This is a genomic window from Paenibacillus sp. FSL P4-0081 (assembly GCF_000758565.1).
Classification (GTDB): Bacteria; Bacillota; Bacilli; order Paenibacillales; family Paenibacillaceae; genus Paenibacillus_AQ; species Paenibacillus_AQ phytohabitans.
Map to the genome: position 1 here is coordinate 7,118,055 of NZ_CP009280.1, position 13,662 is coordinate 7,131,716.

Annotated in this window: 14 protein-coding genes; 4 read left to right on the forward strand and 10 right to left on the reverse strand. The window is 50.0% G+C overall.

All coding sequences use genetic code 11. The features are described 5' to 3' along the window. Window positions 1–635: 635 nt before the first annotated feature. The 3 genes from uvrC to P40081_RS30205 form a co-directional block, all read right to left on the reverse strand. Window positions 636–2,627, reverse strand: coding sequence for an excinuclease ABC subunit UvrC (gene uvrC, locus P40081_RS30195; protein ID WP_042139799.1), 1,992 nt, complete (start codon window positions 2,625–2,627; stop codon window positions 636–638). Between the two features lie 179 nt (window positions 2,628–2,806). Then, window positions 2,807–3,124, reverse strand: coding sequence for a thioredoxin (trxA, locus tag P40081_RS30200; protein ID WP_039306971.1), 318 nt, complete (start codon window positions 3,122–3,124; stop codon window positions 2,807–2,809). 263 nt (window positions 3,125–3,387) lie between these two features. Continuing rightward, window positions 3,388–3,876, reverse strand: a complete 489-nt coding sequence (locus P40081_RS30205) for a GNAT family N-acetyltransferase (RefSeq protein ID WP_042139800.1) — start codon at window positions 3,874–3,876, stop codon at window positions 3,388–3,390. Between the two features lie 168 nt (window positions 3,877–4,044). On the opposite strand from P40081_RS30205, the gene P40081_RS38810 reads away from it, so the two are divergent. After that, on the forward strand, window positions 4,045–4,203 hold the full coding sequence (locus P40081_RS38810; RefSeq protein ID WP_144026185.1) for a YqzM family protein: 159 nt from the start codon (window positions 4,045–4,047) through the stop codon (window positions 4,201–4,203). 370 nt (window positions 4,204–4,573) lie between these two features. Here the strand turns inward: P40081_RS38810 and dnaI are convergent, their stop codons facing one another. From dnaI to P40081_RS30220, 3 genes are all read right to left on the reverse strand, one after another. Beyond that, on the reverse strand, window positions 4,574–5,530 hold the full coding sequence (dnaI, locus tag P40081_RS30210; protein WP_039306977.1) for a primosomal protein DnaI: 957 nt from the start codon (window positions 5,528–5,530) through the stop codon (window positions 4,574–4,576). Between the two features lie 18 nt (window positions 5,531–5,548). After that, window positions 5,549–7,099, reverse strand: coding sequence for a replication initiation and membrane attachment family protein (locus P40081_RS30215; RefSeq protein ID WP_042139801.1), 1,551 nt, complete (start codon window positions 7,097–7,099; stop codon window positions 5,549–5,551). A gap of 226 nt (window positions 7,100–7,325) precedes the next feature. Next, window positions 7,326–7,622, reverse strand: a complete 297-nt coding sequence (locus P40081_RS30220; RefSeq protein WP_039306983.1) for a YuiB family protein — start codon at window positions 7,620–7,622, stop codon at window positions 7,326–7,328. Between the two features lie 279 nt (window positions 7,623–7,901). On the opposite strand from P40081_RS30220, the gene hemQ reads away from it, so the two are divergent. Beyond that, window positions 7,902–8,660, forward strand: a complete 759-nt coding sequence (gene hemQ / locus P40081_RS30225) for a hydrogen peroxide-dependent heme synthase (protein WP_042139802.1) — start codon at window positions 7,902–7,904, stop codon at window positions 8,658–8,660. 184 nt (window positions 8,661–8,844) lie between these two features. Here the strand turns inward: hemQ and P40081_RS30230 are convergent, their stop codons facing one another. Together P40081_RS30230 and P40081_RS30235 are read right to left on the reverse strand one after the other, a co-directional pair. Next, window positions 8,845–9,129, reverse strand: a complete 285-nt coding sequence (locus P40081_RS30230) for a hypothetical protein (protein WP_042139803.1) — start codon at window positions 9,127–9,129, stop codon at window positions 8,845–8,847. Window position 9,130: 1 nt separating this feature from the next. After that, on the reverse strand, window positions 9,131–10,324 hold the full coding sequence (locus P40081_RS30235; protein WP_039306992.1) for an NAD(P)/FAD-dependent oxidoreductase: 1,194 nt from the start codon (window positions 10,322–10,324) through the stop codon (window positions 9,131–9,133). Window positions 10,325–10,648: 324 nt separating this feature from the next. On the opposite strand from P40081_RS30235, the gene P40081_RS30240 reads away from it, so the two are divergent. Next, window positions 10,649–11,623: an NAD(P)/FAD-dependent oxidoreductase gene (locus P40081_RS30240; protein ID WP_039306995.1), complete on the forward strand. Its 975-nt coding sequence runs from the start codon at window positions 10,649–10,651 to the stop codon at window positions 11,621–11,623. A gap of 135 nt (window positions 11,624–11,758) precedes the next feature. Here P40081_RS30240 and P40081_RS37940 read toward each other — a convergent pair whose 3' ends face one another. Then, a complete protein-coding gene (locus P40081_RS37940) occupies window positions 11,759–11,902 on the reverse strand; it encodes a sporulation histidine kinase inhibitor Sda (RefSeq protein WP_042217282.1) in 144 nt (47 codons plus the stop codon). A 337-nt stretch (window positions 11,903–12,239) separates the two neighbouring features. After that, window positions 12,240–12,902, reverse strand: coding sequence for a YheC/YheD family protein (locus P40081_RS30245; protein WP_042139804.1), 663 nt, complete (start codon window positions 12,900–12,902; stop codon window positions 12,240–12,242). A gap of 210 nt (window positions 12,903–13,112) precedes the next feature. Here P40081_RS30245 and P40081_RS30250 point away from each other — a divergent pair, with 210 nt between their 5' ends. Next, window positions 13,113–13,322, forward strand: coding sequence for a hypothetical protein (locus P40081_RS30250; RefSeq protein ID WP_042139805.1), 210 nt, complete (start codon window positions 13,113–13,115; stop codon window positions 13,320–13,322). Window positions 13,323–13,662: the final 340 nt, after the last annotated feature.

The window sequence follows — 13,662 nt, forward strand, 5'->3', positions numbered from 1 at the left end:
AATCCTCCTCATGTCTATTGGTATGCAGCCATCCAGTTCATAAACAAAATCTTTCCCGGAGTGATCATCAGCCTCCTTTACCTTGGTTTAAGCAGTCTACATCCCACGTATATAAGCGCTTTCATAGATTCAAGATAAGCGTACCTTTTACCGAAACCGGTTGCAATTATACAAATCAACGATTTTATGCAGAAAGTAAGGATTAACTTATTTTCGCAGCAAAAGCCCGGTACTTCATCATCTAACCGATAAAAATCGAGACTACTTGTGGGGCAGCCTCCGGCGAAATTAAGGGCACCAATGCTCCTCGTTTCTTTCGGGGAAACACATTGTATTCGATTTTTCGCATACATTTGGTCCGGTTACCTACACTGAAGCACATTGTATTCGGTTTTTCGCATACATTTGGTCCGGTTACCCTCACGGAAGCACATTGTATTCGATTTTTCGCATACATTTGGTCCGGTTGCCCTCACGGAAGCACATTGTATCCGATTTTTCGCATACATTTGATCCTCCATTGGCCCGTCTTCCGGGGGTTCAGCGGGATTCCTGACGAATAGCATAATTTCCTATGTCACCAAAAAACCGGCCCCCATGGGGCCGGCCTCTGTTTCGTTACCGTTTGAGCCTATTTATAATGACGGTTCCTCATCCTTGAGCGCATCCAGAATCTGCCGGGCCAGCTTCTCGCCAATAGACAGAACACGGAAATCTTCCACGGAAGCTTCCTTGATCTTCTTCAGCGAGCCGAAATGCTTCAGCAGCGACTTCCGGCGCTTCTCCCCGATTCCCGGAACCGAATCCAGCTTCGAGGTGACCATCGATTTGCCGCGCTGTTCGCGGTGGAACGTAATTGCGAACCGGTGAACCTCATCCTGAATCCGCTGCAGGAGATAGAACTCCTGGCTGTCCCGGGCCAGCGATACCGGTTCGGCGGAATCCCCGACCAGCAGCTGCGCCGTTCTGTGCTTATCATCCTTGACGATACCGCAGACCGGAATGAACAGACCCAGCTCATTCTGCAGAATATCGATCGCCGAGGAGATCTGGCCTTTGCCTCCATCGACCACAATCAGGTCAGGCTGCGGCAGATTCTCCTTAAGCACCCGTTCATACCGGCGGCGGATGACCTCACGCATCGTCTCATAATCATCCGGCCCCTGCACAGTGCGGACCTTATATTTGCGGTACTCTTTGCGGGCCGGCTTGCCGTCAATGAACACAACCATCGCCGAGACCGGATTCGTACCCTGAATATTCGAGTTATCGAATGCTTCAATCCGGTTAAGCGATTCAAGTCCCAGGCTCTGGCCCAGACTGCTCGCCGCACCGGAGGTGCGCTCCTCATCCCGCTCAATGAGGCGGAACTTCTCATCCAGCGCCACCCGGCTGTTCTGGCAGGCCATGCCGACCATCTGCTTCTTGAGCCCGCGCTGCGGCACAAGTACCTTGATGCCCAGCCATTCCTGCAGGGCTGCCGCCCCTCCGGCCGCGTCCACGGTTCCTTCAGCAGCCGCTTCCTGTTCCGCCTGCTCCTGCGGCGGCGCTGCAACCTCCGCCCTATCTTCCGCCTCCAGCGCTGCCTGCATTTCCCGGCTGCCCAGCATGCCTGCAGCAGTCTGCAAGCCCGTTACCGCAGCACCTGTACCGGTCTCTGGCGTTAGCGCTTTGACGGCTCCGTCACTCAGCATATCCGGCAGCAGGATTTCCTGCGGCAATGCCGGGTTATCGCTGTAATACTGCGTCACATAGGACATGAAATCACTGTACGCTTCCCCGTAGAACGGAAAAGCCGACGAGTGGCGCTGAATCATTTTACCCTGCCGCATATACAGGATTTGCACACACATCCAGCCCTTATCGACTGCATAGCCGAAGACGTCCCGGTCCTTGGTATCAACCGTGTTGATCTTCTGCTTCTCCATCAGGGCATCGATATGAATGATCTGGTCACGCAGCTCCTTGGCCCGCTCGAAATACAGCTCTTCTGCGGCTTCCTGCATTTTCTTCTGCAGATCCTTCTTCACCGCATCATGCCCCCCGTTCAGGAAGGACGAGATACTCTGCGTAATCTCCTCGTAAGCGGACTTCGGCACTTCCTTCTCGCAGGGAGCCAGACACTGGCCCATGTGATAATACAGGCAGACTTCCTTCGGCATCACCCCGCACTTGCGCAGCGGATACATCCGGTCCAGCAGCTTCTTGGTCTGCTGGGCCGCATAGCTATTCGGATACGGGCCGAAATATTTAGCTTTATCTTTCAGCACCCGCCGCGTGACCTCAAGGCGCGGATGCGTTTCATTCGTTATTTTTAAATACGGAAAAGTCTTATCATCCTTCAGCAGCACGTTATAACGCGGCATATGCTTCTTGATCAGATTGCACTCCAGAATGAGTGCTTCCATATTGCTCGATGTGACGATATATTCGAAATCAACAATATTGGCGACAAGCCGCTGCGTCTTGCCGTTGTGGCTGCCGGTGAAATAAGAGCGCACGCGGTTCTTCAGCACTTTGGCCTTGCCCACATAAATAATCGTACCCTCATCATTCTTCATCAGATAGCAGCCGGGCAGATCAGGCAGCAGCGCCAGTTTGTTGCGGATATTATCCATATATTCCATGAGTTCTCTCCCACCTGTTACTACACTGTTATAAGGTAAGTTTAGAATAGAATGTACTACAGATTCAAGCCTTATTATAGAACACCCGTTTCTATTTGATACACAAAGCGCCTTCGGATGACCGAAGGCGCTTTGTGTGAAGGGGCCGCGAGGCCCCCGGATACGGCGGAATTAATCTTTTATTGATGTTTAGCTACGATATTCTTAAGGGAATCCTTGGAGTTCAGTCCTACGACTTTGTCCACGGGTTGGCCGTCTTTGAAGAAGATCAGAGTAGGGATACTCATCACTCCAAAACGGGAAGCCGTCTCAGGATTCTCATCTACATTCAATTTAGCAATTTTTACGCCGTCTCCCAGCTCGGTGGACAATTCCTCCAGAATAGGGGCAAGCATTTTGCAAGGGCCGCACCAAGGTGCCCAGAAGTCTACTACTACAGTACCTTGACCTTCCACTTCATTAACGAAGGATTGGTCAGACACGTTCACGATAGCCATGATATTGTTCCTCCTCAAAGTTTTGTGAGCATCCGCTTCCTGAAACAGTATTGTTCAAAATACTTGGAAGCCTAAGCTTAGCTGTACGAAATAAGATCCGCTTCTATAGCCTGAGCCAAGATGGCGAAAATTACTCCGAGAATATAGCGGGATAAAATGCTTCATGTAATATGATAACCAGATTACCATTTAGCGACACATCCACAGTATAACATAAATACAATGCATTTGTTATATGTTTTATAAAATTATATTGTATAAAATCAAATTAGCCTAAGGTTTAACTTCATCGTCCGGGAGGTTCCGGATATCCCGAAATATTCGAATCCAAGCTTGTCATATAAGCGGACGGCCGCCTGATTCTCCGGATCTACACTAAGAGAAACCGATGGGTATCCATCGGATACGGCTTGCTGGATGATAGCCTGCATTAGTCTGATTCCCAAGCCCTGCTTTCTATAGCCGGGCCGTATAGCGACACCTAATTCCGGGGTTTCAGCATCCACGAATCCATAGCCTTGGTTCGTCTCATCAAACAGTCTGTACCAGGCAGCACCTGCGGGCTGGTTGTCAATCAGAGCGATTAGCGCCCTATCACCTTCTTTCCCCCACTTCTCGTTGTACTTCACGATATCCGGTGAACTCAGCAGTTCACTCCTGGAGGGCTTCCCTTGTACTATATTGATTGACTCATAATGCATATCCATTAGAAGATCGTATTCCTGCGGTTCCATAGGTCTAATACTTATCATCGAATCACCTCTTTGCATCTCATACAAGGCTAGGCGCCGATCTTATCTTTACAACTTCCCGGCAAGTTCGTATACTTAAAGAAAGCGCATTAATTGTCAATGACTTCTCTCACATGTATAACTGTAACTTACTTTGCACAGTCATGCAACAGCAAGGAGGAAGAAACGATGGATGTCAACGCGCAAGTCCGTGACCCGCGGGAGCATGTCAACGAAGAGCCCCGTAATGACCTTGGCGACCTAATGGCCGGTTTTTTTGGAATGACAGGATTTATGACCGTAGTTTTCTTCGGGATGGTTATCATCAAGTTTATTATGTCCGAATAAAGCTGCAGGCAGCAGAGCAACACCGAAGTCTACGCATAAGCTAGATGCATACGGAGAACTCATACCAAACAGCGGCGGGGCCAGTGACTTCAATGTCCGGGTCCCGCCGCTGTTTGTGTGCGGGCAGAGCAGCTCTTATTTCTGCTGATTTGAATGGTTGAGTAACGCAAAATCCTGCACCAAATACAACATTCCCTTCGCTTAAGCGGCCCAAATCGACAAACACCCCGTTTCTTATGCTCACAAGTTGCATTCCTTACAACATTCAGGCCTCTTAAGCAACAAAAGACGGACCACTCATAACCTCCGCAGCCAGTAAGCGGCGGGATTATAAATGATCCGTCCAGTAATATATATCATGCAGCGGAATTTATCTTACCGTACCCCGCTGATTGTCCCCATGGAGCGGAATGACATCCACAAACGGGGCGATCCGGTCCATCAGCCGCTGGCCTTTGTAGACTTCTTCGCCATCCTTGCTGGTCATGCTCAGATGCTTCTCCAGCCCATCCAGCGGATAGTTCGAGGTGTAGAAGGTCGGCTTGCGGTTCATCCTGTAATTCAGGATCGCACCCAGCACATGGTCACGGGCCCAGGGATTCAGGTTCTCGGCACCGATATCGTCAAAAATGAGCAGATCGCAGTTTTTCATCGTATCTACCATTTCCTTAAGCTTCTGGTTGTCCATCATGATTAGCTTCAACTCTTCAATGAAGTCGGGCATGTACACAATTACGCCGCTGTGACCGGCAATCGCAAGCTCATGGAGCAGATAGCACATCAGGAAGGTCTTGCCTGTCCCGAAGCTGCCCTGCAGGTAGATTCCCCGGGAAGTCAGGCCCTCTGCCCGCACAGTTGCAATGTAATCAAATATCCGGTTCACGGCACTGGCCCGCCGGGGGTCCTTGCCCATAATGTCCATCTCATCATATCCGCCGTTCAGCACACGCTCATCCACATAGAAGCTGCGGATCCGCTTGCGGATGTTATCCTGGTTATCCTGCGCGATCTTCAGCTTGCAGGGTGTCTTGCGCTCATACAGATCAGGTATCCCGTTAACAGTCTCCACTGTAAGCTTGCTGTAGTGTCCCTGGAAATCATTCGGACAGTTCTCAAGGCCCGGACAGTTCTTGCAGTGGCGGTCCTCCTCGACATACTGGTAAAGCCGGCTTAAATGCAGCCGCAGCCGTGACTCATCCAGCTCCGGATGATCAGCCTGAAGCTGCTTGACCAGGGGATTATTAAACAGTCCCTGCTCCAGATCACGGGAGCGCTGGCGCAGAGCAGAATTGTTCATCGAACGCAGCACTTCGCCCATAGACTCCATCGCCGCACCTCGCTTTCTTTAGGGCGTTCTCAGGACGCCCTTTTTCTTACTTGCCTTAATCTCGGCCGCTTTCTTCATCATCGCCGCGAATTCCTCATCCGATACGGTCCCGGCACTGCCGTCATCCAGCACAATCGGGATCTCCGGCTTGCCGGAACGTCCGGTATTCTTCGTATATGAACGCTGGCGTGTTCCCGCCGCGGCCGTGCCGGCAGAGCCGGAAGCCGCTCCTTTGCCCTTCACCTTGGACTGGTCGCGGATATAACGCACAGCCTTCTCGTAAGTATTCACCTGCTTGACCAGCATGTTGGAGGCAATGGCCTCGACGAAATTGCGGTTCATCCGCTGGTCGCCGCCGGAGGCCACCATTGTCATCAAATAGTGAATCAGTACATTGATGACTTCACCGTTCAGCTTGTAGTTCAAATCGATCTTCTCGAAGATATCCATCAGCTGGCCCGGAACAGCCCCGGGGAAAAACGTCTGCAGCAGACGTGTATAAGGTTCGTTGCGCAGCATCATATTATATTGGTGAATGTCGCATTTGGACATAAATTGCGGAGGCACTTCTACATAGAACTCCATTTCGACAGACTGCTCCACCGGCGCACCGGAAGGATCACTCTCATCAGCGGCAGCAGAGCGCAGCGACACCACCTTGGCAGCGGCGATCTCACGTTTCTCCTGGCGCTTCATATCCTGGCGGAAATGCTGGCTGGCCTTGTACTGCAGTGTATCCAGAATCACCTCGCCATCCGGCGTGAAGACATCGTCCTCGTCCAGCAGGCGGCATAGATCCTGCGGGCCAAGCTCGTACTTGCGGGCCACATAATTAATAACGCCCATCTGGTTATGATCAAAACGCAGCTTCTCCACATGCGCACGGTTGACCGACTCACGCGGGAACCGCAGAATGATGTCACTGTAGCCGATATTCGGCTCGCCGCCATCAACCGTTCCCGGCTGACGCACGGTAGCTACCTCGGCCAGCGCCTGCTCCAGTTCGTAATCAATGACATGAGTATTGAGCTCAAAAATATCATAAAAGGGCAGCGAAATATTCTCTTTACCGACCGACCGCCGGCTCCATTCTTCCGGTTCCCGGTTCCAGAACTGCTCGCGCAGCGACAATACGGCGAATTTGCCGATCTTATCCCTGAGCAGCAGCGTTAAATGCTGGGTCGCAAAAAATTCCGACGGCGACAACGGCGGCATTAATTCGTACTCGTACATATAATCATCGTTCTCCGCGGCATAAATCCGGCAGGTCTGCAGCAGCCCCACCGCTTCCAGCCGTGAAGCCTGGTCAACTAAATATTTGCGGCCCTTCTCATTAGGCTCCACGCCCAGGGTCATAAAGAGCCTGCGCTGCTGCTCCACACCGGAATACCCGATGGATTCAGCAGGAATATGCTCGAACAGCAGTCTGTACAGGCTGATGGCAAAAGCGCCGACCATCGGCTGATAGACCGAACCGAGCATTCGTCCATCCACATGGCTTAGACCGAATTCGCGGGAAACGCAGTACCGATGATGTTCGGTGAAATGATGCAGGTTGCTCATACGCATCTGCGGAAAACCTCCCCCTCTTCTATACGAATTCATATAGATTTCTATTCTATCACAAAACACCCGGCCGGAAATGTAAAAAAAGGCCCAAAAAAGCTGCTTTTCCCCCTATTATCGACAGCTTTGTAACACTTGCTGATTCTAGCGGAAAAGATAAGAAAAAACGGCTTCCCCTTAGTTTTGAAGGAGATCAGCCGTTTGTTGTCTTGCCTGCTCTGCACATTCCTCAGAACATTTTGTATCCGCCCAGACGCAGCTTCTGAATGGTCCAGCCGCTCAGTACAGCACCGGCAAGGCCGGCTATACCGGTAAGATAGTCGACTACATGGAAGGTAGAGAGATGCTCCCATAACGACATGGAGCTCCGGTCCCAGATGGAGTAGACCACTACGGGAAGAATAACGATTACGAACAGGTATGCGGGAAACCACGTAGTCTTCATTAACATGTTAAGGATAAAGCCAATGCCAAACATCATGACAAAGAACAAAACGGCCAGAACAAACACTGGAATAAATCCCATCGTACCGCCATCCCCTCTCTCTATAAAGAACCGCACACCAAACCTTATTTAATAGTAAGTTTACTAGAAAAAATGTAGCGAAGCAATGAACATTATCGTCCAGTGGTTTGCGATCAGCGCAAATGGCGGCTGCAGAGTTTGCTCTTGGCCGTTCGCATGCGATACAATGCAAATAGCAAATGGAAACGGCTGCAGCGTCTTCATAAGAACGGTGCACGTTTCTTTTCGGAAATATGTTTATACATATTAAACGTATGCAAATTTTAAAGGAGTGAGAACATGAACGAAGCCGCTTTGACACTGGAAGGCTGGTATGCCCTGCATGACTTCCGCTCTCTCAATTGGAATGCCTGGACGGCAGCCGATGATGAAGAACGCGCAGTTGCCCTGGAGGAGCTGCATGCTTTCATGCAGGAATGGGGGCCCGTGGAAGAAGCCAAGGAAGGCAGCTCCACCGTGTATTCCATCGTTGGCCAGAAAGCTGATTTCGTAATGATGTTTCTGCGGGAAAGCCTGGAAGCATTGAATGCGCTTGAGACTGCTTTTAACAAAATCGCCTTCGCCCAATATACTACCAAAGCCTATTCATATGTAAGTATTGTGGAACTCAGCAACTACGCCGCAGGAGGAACTGCAGGAGACGGCAGCGATCCGATGCTGAATCCGCATGTTGCCGCCCGGCTGAAGCCTATTCTGCCGCAAGCGAAGCATATCTGCTTCTATCCGATGAACAAGAAACGCGAGCTTGCGGACAACTGGTACATGCTCGACATGGACAAACGCCGTGAGCTGATGCATTCCCATGGCCTGATCGGCCGCGGATATGCCGGCAAGGTGAAGCAGATCATCTCCGGCTCCGTCGGATTCGATGACTGGGAATGGGGCGTGACCCTGTTCGCTGAAGATGCCCTGCAGTTCAAGAAGCTGGTCTATGAGATGCGCTTTGATGAAGTGAGTGCCCGCTACGGCGAGTTCGGTCCCTTCTATGTCGGCAATCTGCTGACTGAGGAATCGTTCGAAGAGATGCTGAAGCTCTAAAACGAAGAATAACCACAGTATATAAAGGGAAGTCTTCCTCACAGGAAAGCTTCCCTTTATTTGGACTTTTGCTATAGTAACAAGAAACTTGCTTATGACGCTGCTGTCCAATAAACGCAAATAGACCGCCCTCTCGCGAAGGTATGCGGTCTATTGGTCGTGTCCTATTCACAAATCTATATCCTCAATCGGACGTATTCTTACCTTCAGCCTCTTCGTCCTCATCATCCTCGTCCCCATCCCGCAGACTCTCCAGATATTCAGCCGTCGCCCGGTCACGGGCGCGGCCCTTATCCTTCAGGCGCTCTATGGCCGGGAGAATGAGAATGTCGATTTCCTTCTGGATATTGTAAGCCAGATCATAACGTGTCTGATCTTCAAGATAGGAACCGACCTCAATTAGAGCATTGTAACGGTCCAGCTCCTCACGCGTGAGCAGTCCGCGAACTTGTACGCTGCAATGGCGCATCTTAGAGGAATCTTCCCTTCTTGAGTACCAGCGGAATGCCGCCGATAATGAGCAGGTAGCGCATGTCTACAACCTTCTTCAGCTGCGCCGCTGTCCAGCCCTTATAGGTCTTATCGCCCACTACTGCAATCCCCTGGCCTTTGCCCAGCGAGGCTACGGTGCCCTTGTTGCTGAACGCAAACTTCTTCGGCTGCTGGCTGCGGATGGCCGCTACAAGATTATGCGCACAGCATTCTCCCTGCTGCATTGCAATCTGTGCCGTTGGAGGGTAAGGACGCCCTTCCGGATTAATCATGAGGGAGCCGTCACCAATGATGAAGATATTCTCATGTCCCGGAGCACGCAGGTATTCGTCTACCTTCACACGTCCGCGCATGGCTTCGAAGCCGGCAGCTTCAATCAGACGGTTGCCGCGGATCCCGCCGGTCCATACGATCGTGGAAGCTTTGATTTCTTCACCGGTTGCAAGGATGACACCGCCAGGCAGGCATTCCTTGATCGCCACGCCGAACTTGAAGGTTACCCCCTTCTTCGTAAGCACTGTCATGGCATGCTCGACAAGCTCCGGAGCAAAGCCAGGCAGCGCAGTAGGTGCAGCTTCTACATTATAGATGTTGACCATACTTGGATCGACATCATATTCTTTGCACAGTGCCGGAATCCGGTCTGCCAGTTCAGCCACAAACTCAATGCCGCTGAAGCCCGCGCCGCCGACAACAAAGTTGATATGCTCTTGTGCATTATTCTCATTCTTGTATTTGGCAAATTGATACTCAATATGTTCACGGATCAGCCGCACGGAGTTAATGCTGCGGATGGTCAGCGCATATTTGTCGAGTCCCGGGATTCCGAAGGTCTCAGGCTCGCCGCCAAGTGCGATTACGAGATAATCATACGAGAGGGTTCCGTCTTCCAGAATAACCTTCTTCTGCTGGGTACGGATCTCCTGTACGGAAGATTTAACAAGATCGATTTTGAATTCATCGATAAGCTTGGAGATGGATACGCGGGTATGCTCGATGCTGTCCGTTCCTGCTGCTGGCATATGCAGATGGGTCGTGAAATAATGATACTCATGGCGGTTCACCAGGGTTACATCCGCTTCATTATAGTTCAAAGCTTTCTGCAGCCGCTGGGCGGTCAAGATACCTCCATATCCCGCGCCTAGGATAACAATTTTGGGAATACTGCTCATGTTCCGGCTCCTTCCAACAGGTGAATCTGTCTATGTGTTATTTTTTGTAAAAAAATTAGGTTTCTTTTGTGAATTTATACACTTAAATTCAGAAGAATTTCCAATAAAACTTAAAGGATTTCTAAAATAACCATATCCATTGTAAACCTTAGTATCGTTTTAATCAAATACAATCATACAACAAAATGTCACATTTTTCAGTGAAATCAAAGGCTTTGCAGCGGGGTGCCACAATGTTTATAATGAGTAGGTACGCAAGTATGGCAATTTGAAACTATCAACTCGGAGGTGTAATATTACGTGACACTAGAGCAATCCGTTCCTATGAGCGATCTCATCATCATAGGCGGGGGACCAGCCGGTATGTTTGCCGCTTTTTACGGCGGTATGCGCCAGGCTTCGGTAACACTTATTGAAAGTATGCCCCAATTGGGGGGGCAGCTTGCTGCTCTTTATCCCGAAAAATATATTTACGACGTAGCCGGTTTTCCCAAGATCACCGGACAGGAGCTGGTGGATAACCTTTCACGGCAGATGGAGCTCTTCCAGTCTGATATCCGTCTGGAGGAGAAGGTTGTATCTGTTGTGAAGCAGGACGAGCGCCACTTCATCGTCACCACCGATAAAGCTGAATATCACAGCAAAGCTATTATTGTCACAGCAGGTGTAGGCGCATTCGAGCCGCGGCGCTTGGAAGTGCCTGATGCGCAGCGTTTCGAGAAAGCCAATCTGCATTATTTTGTAAGCGATCTGAATGCATATAAAGGCAAGAAAGTGCTGATCAGCGGCGGCGGCGATTCTGCCGTGGACTGGGCACTTATGCTTGAGCCTATCGCAGAGCAGGTAACCCTGATTCACCGCCGGGATAAATTCCGCGCCCATGAGCACAGTGTCGAGAATCTGATGGCCTCCAAGGTCAATGTTATTACGCCATCCGAGATCACTGAGCTGCATGGTGAAGAGTTCATCACCAAGGTAACCTTGTCTCATATCAAGACCAAAGAAACGCAGGAAATCGAAGTAGACAGTGTCATTGTCAATTTCGGCTTCGTTTCCTCACTGGGACCGATTGCGGAATGGGGAATTGAGATCGACGGCAACTCCATTGTGGTAGACTCCCGCATGGAGACCAGCATTCCGGGTATCTTCGCCGCAGGCGATATCACCACGTATCCGGGCAAGCTGAAGCTGATTGCTGTAGGCTTCGGAGAAGCGCCGACTGCTGTGAATAATGCCAAGGTGTATATTGATCCGGAAGCAAAGCTGTCCCCGGGACACAGCAGTAATCTCAAACTCTAGGATTGCGTATAACCTAAAACTTACAATAAAAGGGTATCCTTTCAGGTTGATTCCACCTCAACTTGAAAAGATACCCTATTCTGTGTTACTTGCGGTTTGATTAATTCTGGGTGCTGTAAAGGTATGCTCTGATCTTTAGTGAAGAACCGCATGAACTGGAGAGTGTAAGTTCCGTTTGCGAATTTCAGCGAGTAGCAGAGCGATGAAATCATGCTCCAATTGCAGCTCTATCGCTCTATGATAAGAGTCCAGCAGCATCTCATCCGACAATTCAACCATAACGTTCACCTACCTTTCCTTTATTTGGATCTGAATCTATCATAGCAAACTATCATTATTCGAACAAGCGTTCTCATTATCCACAAGCTACTGTGGAGATCCTGTGCATAATATGTTAGTAAGGGTTGTAATGTCAGGTACTGCACGGTGGACTATGGGGATAATAGTTATGCACAGGGCAGATATCCCGCTTATCCTTAAAAATAATTTTTAGAATGTTCATAATTGGCTGGGATATTTATGTTCATATTACCTCGGAATTGACACGACTAAACGCAATATTAGCTTATTAATGTATTTATCGTCAATTATTAAAATTTTCTTAATCAATTTTCGGTTATTTTGGTCTTGTATTTACTTCCAGAATCCATATTTTCCCCCGCTGATCCACAGCATAATCGAAGCCCAGCTCACCGATGCCGGGGAAATGCCGCTCCAGCAGCTCAATGCAGACTAAAGTCAGCCGGCGCATCTCCGCTTTCTTGGCGGAGGTCCGGATTCTCGGCAGCGATCTGTTCAGTCCCTGACGGCAGCTGAGCATCGTTCCCCCTTTACAGAGATTAGTAACGAACAATCCCGGCCGGGCTACTCTGCCTACCATGGAGCGGAATTCCCAGTGATCGCCGTTTTTCACCACTTTGACCCGGTAATCAATCGGACGCCCGGAAATCCGGGCAAGGGAAATGCCTTGCTGGATCAAATATCTCCGCTTTACCTTGAAGCGGTCCAGCGCGTACCTCATCGAAGCAAAATCACGATATATACGTGTATTATGCATATACGTGAAGCCGTAACCCCTGTGATCCCGGAACACCTTGATCACCCCGTAGCCTCCGCCGCCGACAACCGGCTTAATCACAACATTCCCGTATCTTCCCAGCATCGCCAGCAGTCCGGCAGCACTATATTCCCGTGTTCTCGGAATGTAACCGGCAACCCGTGAATCGCTAAGCAACGCCGCGGTCTTCAGCAACTTGCTTGCCAGTTCTCTCCCCGCCATTTTTTCGCCCTCTCCTTTCGAATTCCCAGCCTACCCTATAGATTACTCACGAAAGACCGCACCCTCCTGTATGATTGTCCGTGGTAAGGGAGTCCGCAGCAAAAAAGGGCATATAGCCGCAAGGGCCGTATATCCCGGTGTTCCGTTTATTCCAGAGCTGGAATATTCTTAAAATTCGTTGTATTATAGCCTGGAGGGGAGGGTTTCCTAATGGCACAGTTTTTTGAAATCCTGTATTGGTTTGCGATGGTCGGCATGTCTGTTGTACTGGCAGGAACCACGATACTCGTCTGCGCGCTGGGCTTCAAATTCATCAAAGACCGCCGCAGGGTTCTGGGCGCCGGCTGTATCGCCTTTTCCCTGGGGGCCGCTGCCCTGATCGTGTTCATGATTAATTTCAAATTCATCCTTCCGGCCTGAAGCAAAGCTCCCGGCAGCTATGGCAAAAGACATCCGTAGAGCAGACTGCCTTTTATCATTGCTGCCTTTGAGCGGAATCTCACGTATACATGCCTCATAGATTTGCCTGAGATACTATATTCTATGAATCCGTAAAGGGTTGGCCTGTGCCAATGGACAGCTTCATTAGCTGAGTCTTATCCGGCCCTTAACACCCGGCTGCTCTCCAAAATCCATCCCCGGACCCGCTATGAATATGCCTCCCGGCTTCAAACCTGCTTATCCTCCTCCGGATTTTCAAAATACCATCCATAATTTCACATTATCATCATTTTACACAATATACCTTAAATGGTTCTAT